The following is a 7499-nucleotide window of genomic DNA, read 5'->3' on the forward strand; positions in this document are numbered from 1 at the left end:
TCCGTATCTTTTTTAGCCGTGAAAAATTGTGCGTTATCTTAACACCGTTACATTAAAATGAGCGATTTTTCATACAGCCTGCCGGGATGAATTGAGATTTGCCTATGAAAGTTTTAGCATTAAGCCGGCTGCAATCCTGATATTGCAGATTTTATTTTTGTACAGGACAGTTTTATGCAACAGGCAGCTGAGTTTCAAATCCGGGACGGGCAATTGCTCGGGGCGCGCCAGATCCCTTCTCCAAATTTTAATCAGCGGCCTGAACATACCGACATCCAGTTACTGGTGATCCATAACATTAGTCTGCCGCCGTCACAGTTTGGTGGTGGCTATATTGAACAGTTTTTTCAGAATCAGCTGGACTGGTCAGTGCATCCGTATTTTCAGACTATTGAAGGCATGCAGGTGTCTGCACATCTGCTGATTTTGCGTTCTGGTGAAGTGCTGCAGTTTGTGAATTTTAATGACCGGGCCTGGCATGCCGGTCGTTCCAGCTATCTGGCCAAAAAAGAATGTAATGATTATTCCATCGGGATTGAACTGGAAGGCAGTGATGACCTGCCATTTGAACAGGCACAATATGATGCCTTGGTCAAAGTCACCGCCTGTTTACAAGACTATTATCCAAAAATGCAGCAGCATATTGCCGGACATTCAGATATTGCACCGGGACGTAAAACCGATCCGGGACCATATTTTGACTGGTGTGCTTTTCGTACCCAGTTACAACATTATAAGAACCCATGACCCTTCAGGAAGTCATGTGATTAAGCAATGAACTTCTTTTGCAAGTTTCATTACAATAGGCCCAAATTAATTATTAGGTGAATAGGATGGCGCTTTGGCGTTCGACCGTAATTGTCAGTGCGATGACCATGTTGTCGCGGGTTCTGGGATTGGTCCGGGATGTGGTTTTACTGAATGTATTCGGTGCCGGTAAAGATTTCGATACCTTCGTGGTGGCATTTCGTATTCCAAACTTTTTCAGACGGCTGTTTGCAGAAGGGGCATTCTCCCAAGCCTTTATTCCGGTACTGACAGAATATAAAACCAATCGTACCCATGCAGAAGTGCAGATCCTGATCAGCCGGGTCTTTGGCTGTCTGGCTACTTTCATGACCACCCTGACCATGATTGCCATCATTGCCGCACCGGTGATCATGTATATCTATGCGCCAGGGTTCCATGGCGATGAAGCAAAGTTTGCGCTGGCTACAGACATGTTCCGCCTGACCATTCCATACCTGCTATTTATGTCACTAACGGCTTTTGCCAGCAGTATTCTGAACAGTTATGGCTCTTTCAGTACGCCAGCCTTTGCTCCGGTCTTATTGAATATTGCCATGATTGCCGGTGCGCTCTGGCTCACCCCTTTTATGGCAGAGCCGATTATGGCGCTAGGCTGGGCAGTCGTCATTGCCGGGATTTTGCAGCTGGCAATCCAGATTCCAGAATTATGGCGTAAAAACCTGTTGATTCCACCGAAAGTAGACTTCAAGCATGAAGGGGTGGATCGCATCATGAAACTGATGCTACCCGCTTTGTTTGGTGTATCGGTCACCCAGATCAACCTGTTACTGAATACGGTTTGGGCTTCTTTCATGCAGGACGGTTCAGTGTCCTGGCTATATAGTGCTGAACGCATGACTGAGTTGCCATTGGGTCTGATTGGTGTGGCAATCGGTACCGTGATTCTGCCGTCTTTATCCACACAGCATACGGAAAAGAATCCGGAAAAATTCCGCGACATGATGGATTGGGCAGCGAAAGTCATTGTGCTGGTGGGTCTACCAGCCAGTATTGCCTTGTTCATGCTGTCAACACCGATTATTCAGGCATTGTTTGAACGTGGACAGTTCAGTTTTGAAGATACCCAGATGACAGCGCTGGCATTGCAATGTATGAGTGGCGGTGTGATTGCCTTTATGCTGATTAAAGTCTTTGCTCCCGGCTTTTATGCCCAGCAGGATACCCGTACACCGGTACGCGTCGGTTTAATGGCAGTAGCAGCCAATGCAATTCTGAACGTGATCTTTATTGGTTTCTTTAAGCTGATTCATTGGGAAGCAGAACATATGGCGCTGGCACTGGCTTCGACCGGTTCAGCCATGGTCAATGCGGGTCTGCTGTATTTTTATCTGCATCAACGCAATATTTTCCGTTTTGGCGCACACTGGAAAAAAATCTTTGTGCAATTCATGTTTGCCAATGTGGTGATGATTGCAGCTTTGGCCTATGCACTGAGCTGGTACAATGGTGATGTATCACAGTGGATGCGTGTACTGGAAGTGCTGATTTTATGTGTGGTCGGGGTAGTGGCGTATTTGGCCGCATTGGTCGCTGCTGGTTTCAGACCACGCCATATCAAACCGTAATCCATTTTGGGCGCATAAAAAAACAAGAGCCAAATGGCTCTTGTTTTTTCTGTAGGAAACTTTTCCTTAAGCAGAACTCAGTCGCTAGACCTTGCCGCGAGAAAGGAAACCAACAATGGCAAGAATAACGGCAATCACCAATAAGATAATTGCGAAATCCTTAGATAAGCCTGCTACTCCACCGAAACCAAGTAGACTGGCAATCAAGGCAATCACAGCAAAAATAATAGCCCAGCGAAACATATCAATTCTCCATGTGTTTTTATTCTCAAATCCAGTATAGGAATATTCGATTTTGGGCACTGTTAGTGTTTTGTTGATGTACTGTCTCTGATTTAACAATAGTTTACGTGATATTAATAAGATTCATGTCCCTACATTTCCTTTGTTGAGACTTGGTATAATAAGCTGATTTTTACCATAGCCGTTTTGATTATGTCTGATGCCTTACGTCCATACTTCTGGAAAAAATATAGTCTCACTGAGCTGACGCCAGAAGAATGGGAAGCGCTTTGTGACGGTTGTGGGCTTTGCTGCCTGATCAAGCTGGAAGATGAAGACACCCACGAAGTCGCCTATACCAAAGTGGCTTGCAAATTACTGGACTGCAAAACTGCCCGCTGTTCGGATTATCCGAACCGGCTGCAATATGTGCCGGATTGTATCCAGCTGACACCTGAGAAACTGGACACTATTCACTGGTTACCCTCAAGCTGTGCTTATCGCCGAGTTGCTGAAGGGAAAAGCCTGCCATCCTGGCATTATCTGAAGACGGGTTCACGACAAAGCGTGATTCAGGCCAAAAAATCCGCTGCTGGTCGCTGCCTAAGTGAAGTCGATATTGATGAAGATGAAATTGATGAATATATCGTGCGCTGGGTGCGCTAGCTGTTAGCGCAATCCAATCCAGTCCCGTCAAATGATTAAATAAAAAAATTAAGCGGCCTGTTGTAGCAGTTGCTGTGCTGAAGATCCAGACATAGGACGATAAAAATAAAAACCTTGTCCGATCTGGCAATCACAATTGATCAGCGTGTCCAGTTGTTCGGTATTCTCAATACCCTCGACCAGTACATCCAGAGAAATACTGGAACCAATCTGGGTAATGGCTTTGACAATGGCCAGCGCAGACGGATCATTGTTCATACGTTCTACAAAATTACGGTCAATCTTGATGCAGTCGACCGGATATTCCTGCAAACGGGTCAGGGAAGAATGACCGGTACCGAAGTCATCCAGAGAAATATGAATTCCATGTTTTTTCAGCAGGTTCAGTGCCCGGATCACATAATTGGCTCCGCCTTCAGACAAGCTCTGCTCGGTAATTTCCAGCTCAACCTTGTGCGCAGGAATATCGAATCGGGACAGACGAGCCAGAAATTTCTCAGCATAATCATCACGCAGGAATTCAACTGGAGCTGCATTGATTGAAATCGGCAGTATATCCAGACCTTCGGCCTGCCAGCGGCTCATATCCTCAAAGACTTTCAGCTGCATGGTTTCACTGATGCGCGAAGCCAGATCATAGTCCTGGAAAGCTGAAAAAATATGAGAGGGTAACTGGATCTGATGCTGCTGATCCTGCCAGCGCAGCAAGGCTTCGAAACCAATCACCTCACCATCGGAGAGGCGAACCTTAGGCTGATAATAAGGAATAATCTGATCCGCATGAATAATCTTGCGTGCCAGCGTCAGTTGTTTGGTCATGTTTTCCAGTGATCTGAACATCTCCTGATTAAACATGCGAATCCCGCCACGACCACTATTTTTCAGATCATTCAGGGCAATATCGGCACATTTCAGCAGGTTGGAACTATTCTGGGCATCACGCGGATAAACGGTACAACCAATACTCATGCCGATACTCATACGATGGCCGACATAACTCACTGGTTGTTCTAGTTGAGCATAGGCCAGTTGTGCGGTATTAATCAGCTGGGCTTCGTTTTCCAAGTTTTTGACCAGAATGGCAAACTCATCTCCACCGAGACGGGCAACGACTATATTGTTGGAGCCAAAACAGGCCTGAAAACGCTTGCCCAAGACATGCAACAAATGATCTCCGGCAATATGACTCAGGGTGTCATTGATATGCCGGAAATAGTCCAGATCGATCAGGAGCAGGCCAACCATCATTTGCTGTTGCTTGGCTTTTAGCAGCACCTGTTTAAAGGTCTTATAAAAGGCATTGCGGTTATACAGTCCGGTCAGCTCATCACGCTGAATTACGGCTTTTAAACGGCTTTCGGCTATTTTTTGCTGGCTGATATTGCGTGAAACACACAAGATATTTTGGGGAATATTATTTTCGTCCAATACCGGAGTCAGTAAATGATCCCAATATTCTGGGTTCTCATTCTCCGTCTGAGCTTTTTCTACAAAACGGCTATTTAAGCCTTGAGCAGCCTGTTTTAAAGCGCGTTGTCCGGTTTTTTTAACCTCGGCTGGTAACAGGCTTAACCATGAATGCGGGGCAGGCTGCTGTTCAGGATCAATCCCTAACTTATGACAGGCTGACTGATTGATATGACGGATCTCGCCTTGTGGAGACATCACTTTAATACAGTCGACACTGGCATCCAGCATGTTTTTCTGGGTAGAAATGACCTGAGACAGTTGTTGCTGAATCTCAAAATATTCATGGATGTCCGTCAGTGATACCGACCATTGCAGCAGATGTTCCGCGGTATGCTGAAACTTAATAGCCAAGGCACACATACGGTAGCTGGAATCAGCCGATTTAATCCGGCACTGGGTATTAAAGCCTTGTTGCTGATTCAGGGCAGCATGCCATTGCTTAGAAAACGCTGGTTGATCATCTGGATGAATCAGGCTTTGCCATTCTTTAGGACCATATTTACTTAAATTGGTGCCTAAATAATCCGAAAGTGCCTGATTAAAATATTCAATATTATCTTTGCCCAGCACCCAGAGTGGATGTGGCACATCATTGATTAGGTCCTGTAATAATCTGAATTTTGCCTGTTGCTCATTAGAAGATTGTATCGAGGTTGAAATAAGCGACTCAGCGCATTCTGCAGTTGTTCGTCTAGATTTATTATGCTTCATGCATCCCCACCGATACCACCCAAAGAGCATCCAATCAGTTGCTCAAGTCCATTCTAATTAATATGAGACAATGTGAAATTTACAAGGTTATTCACCTGTAATTAATCATGTTCTATTTATCTACTTTTCATAAGATTAATCCATTCATTGTAAAAAAAATAGAGCTTTCTTACATAAATTAAATTTTTCTCATAAATGTTTGAAATATTGGAATCAAAACTACCGGTGTTAGAATGAAAGCAGAATTTAATTTGAGCCAATAATAAGATGTCAGACAGTCATATCCCGCTTCCAGAACGCTTGCGGCCTCGCGACCTTACAGAAATTATCGGGCAGGATCACTTGCTTGGAGAGAATGCACCTCTACGTCAAATGATTGACCAAGGGCATTTACCATCGATTATCTTCTGGGGGCCACCTGGAGTAGGTAAAACCACAATTGCCTTGCTACTTGCTCAAGCGGTGGACCGGCCATTTATCAGCCTGTCTGCACTTAATACTGGTGTGAAGGAGTTGCGTGAAGTCATTGCAGAAAGTGGTGATCTGCTGACGCCCGTGGTGTTTATTGACGAGATTCACCGTTTTAATAAATCCCAGCAGGATGCACTGCTGAATGCCGTCGAAAAAGGCAAAATTACCTTGATTGGTGCGACGACGGAAAATCCATCTTTTGAAGTTAATAGTGCCTTGCTGTCACGTTGTCAGGTCTATACCTTAAATGCGCTGAGTGATGAAGCGATTCAGACTTTACTGACTCAGGCGATTCAGACTGACAAATTTCTGCAGGAACGCTATATCCAGATTGAAGAATTTGACGCCTTATTGCAGTTTGCCGCTGGGGATGCGCGTAAGGCCCTCAATTTGCTGGATCTGATTGCCAGTACCTTTGAGGCTGACCAGGAAAATATCATTACCAATGCGATTGTGGTCAAAGTCGCACAGCAGAATATTGCCCGTTATGACAAATCTGGCGAACAGCACTATGATCTGGTTTCGGCCTTCATCAAGTCGATTCGTGGCAGTGATCCGGATGCTGCCCTGTACTGGATGGCGCGTATGCTCAAAGGTGGTGAAGATCCGGTCTTTATTGCCCGCCGTATGCTGATTGCAGCATCAGAAGATATTGGCAATTCCAATCCGAATGCCTTGTTGCTGGCGGGCGAATGCTTCCGCTCAGTTCAAGCGATTGGCATGCCGGAATGCCGGATTATTCTGGGACAATGTGCGGTTTACCTGGCGACTAGTGCCAAAAGTAATAGTACCTATCTGGCGATTAACAAGGCGATGGATCTGGCTGAAAAAACGGCCAATTTGCCAGTGCCTTTACATCTACGTAATGCACCGACCAAAATGATGAAAGAGCAGGGCTATGGGGTAAATTATCTGTATCCGCACAACTATCCGGAACATTTTGTCCTGCAAGATTACCTGCCGCCTGAGCTGAAAGGCACCAAGCTGTACGAATCGGCACGTAATAAGCGTGAAGTAGAAGGCGAACGTCTGCAACAACGTCGCTGGCAGCAGGAACAACAGCAGCAATAAGCAAAAAAAAGCCCAATTCAAGGAGAATTGGGCTGAAATAGGATGTCTTGGGGGAGATACATCCTAGAGGGTAAGGGTATAAATCTGGTCAGCAACATCAGATGGATTGCATCTGCTGGGGATGTTGCTGGGATGCAGTAATATTAAGGCATGCATTGAATAATGTAAAAACGATCATTTTTATTAATAAAATTCATTTTTTCGATCATAAGAAGAGGTGGTTCCACATGTTTGAACAACTAAAAGCTTATTTATAAGTGATATTCCGCTCTAGTTAAGCCACCTTGTTTTGTTGGGGTAGCTGACCATAGTAAAACTCATTTGGTGTCATTTTGTCCAGACTCGAATGAGGTCGTTTCAGATTATAAAACTCAAAATATGCACTCAATTGCTTTTTCGCATCTGTGACACTGCTATAAGCTTTGAGATACACCTCTTCATATTTAACGCTCCGCCATAATCGTTCAACCATCACATTATCTACCCATCGACCTTTACCATCCATACTGATTT

7 protein-coding genes are annotated in these 7499 nt (G+C 44.9%); 4 read left to right on the top strand and 3 right to left on the bottom strand.

Annotated features, from left to right (window positions below; all coding sequences use genetic code 11):
- Window positions 1-174 precede the first annotated feature (174 nt).
- Together ampD and murJ are read left to right on the top strand one after the other, a co-directional pair.
- Window positions 175-747: a 1,6-anhydro-N-acetylmuramyl-L-alanine amidase AmpD gene (gene ampD, locus ACEWB7_RS11775; RefSeq protein ID WP_034704008.1), complete on the top strand. Its 573-nt coding sequence runs from the start codon at window positions 175-177 to the stop codon at window positions 745-747.
- 77 nt (window positions 748-824) lie between these two features.
- Window positions 825-2375 carry a murein biosynthesis integral membrane protein MurJ gene (murJ, locus tag ACEWB7_RS11780; RefSeq protein WP_171069929.1) on the top strand — a complete coding sequence of 517 codons (1551 nt, stop codon included), beginning with the start codon at window positions 825-827 and terminating at the stop codon, window positions 2373-2375.
- Between the two features lie 84 nt (window positions 2376-2459).
- On the opposite strand, the gene ACEWB7_RS11785 is transcribed toward murJ, so the two are convergent.
- Window positions 2460-2618, bottom strand: coding sequence for a DUF1328 domain-containing protein (locus ACEWB7_RS11785; RefSeq protein WP_004647174.1), 159 nt, complete (start codon window positions 2616-2618; stop codon window positions 2460-2462).
- A 192-nt stretch (window positions 2619-2810) separates the two neighbouring features.
- On the opposite strand from ACEWB7_RS11785, the gene ACEWB7_RS11790 reads away from it, so the two are divergent.
- A complete protein-coding gene (locus tag ACEWB7_RS11790; protein ID WP_004781392.1) occupies window positions 2811-3263 on the top strand; it encodes a YcgN family cysteine cluster protein in 453 nt (150 codons plus the stop codon).
- A gap of 48 nt (window positions 3264-3311) precedes the next feature.
- Here the strand turns inward: ACEWB7_RS11790 and ACEWB7_RS11795 are convergent, their stop codons facing one another.
- Window positions 3312-5444, bottom strand: a complete 2133-nt coding sequence (locus ACEWB7_RS11795) for a putative bifunctional diguanylate cyclase/phosphodiesterase (protein WP_411580813.1) — start codon at window positions 5442-5444, stop codon at window positions 3312-3314.
- A gap of 267 nt (window positions 5445-5711) precedes the next feature.
- Between ACEWB7_RS11795 and ACEWB7_RS11800 the strand changes: the two genes are divergently transcribed.
- Window positions 5712-6986, top strand: a complete 1275-nt coding sequence (locus tag ACEWB7_RS11800; RefSeq protein ID WP_166137552.1) for a replication-associated recombination protein A — start codon at window positions 5712-5714, stop codon at window positions 6984-6986.
- 274 nt (window positions 6987-7260) lie between these two features.
- On the opposite strand, the gene ACEWB7_RS11805 is transcribed toward ACEWB7_RS11800, so the two are convergent.
- Window positions 7261-7499 (bottom strand): integrase core domain-containing protein (locus tag ACEWB7_RS11805; protein ID WP_411580815.1); only part of this gene is annotated, 239 nt, incomplete at its 5' end.

Source organism: Acinetobacter sp. NIOH-H-8 (assembly GCF_046635365.1).
Lineage (GTDB): Bacteria > Pseudomonadota > Gammaproteobacteria > Pseudomonadales > Moraxellaceae > Acinetobacter.

Coding starts and splice junctions, on each gene's coding strand:
- ampD (WP_034704008.1), top strand. CDS start 175: ATGCAACAGGCAGCTGAGTTTCAAATCCGGGACGGGCAATTGCTCGGG.
- ACEWB7_RS11785 (WP_004647174.1), bottom strand. CDS start 2,618: ATGTTTCGCTGGGCTATTATTTTTGCTGTGATTGCCTTGATTGCCAGT.
- ACEWB7_RS11790 (WP_004781392.1), top strand. CDS start 2,811: ATGTCTGATGCCTTACGTCCATACTTCTGGAAAAAATATAGTCTCACT.
- ACEWB7_RS11795 (WP_411580813.1), bottom strand. CDS start 5,444: ATGAAGCATAATAAATCTAGACGAACAACTGCAGAATGCGCTGAGTCG.
- ACEWB7_RS11800 (WP_166137552.1), top strand. CDS start 5,712: ATGTCAGACAGTCATATCCCGCTTCCAGAACGCTTGCGGCCTCGCGAC.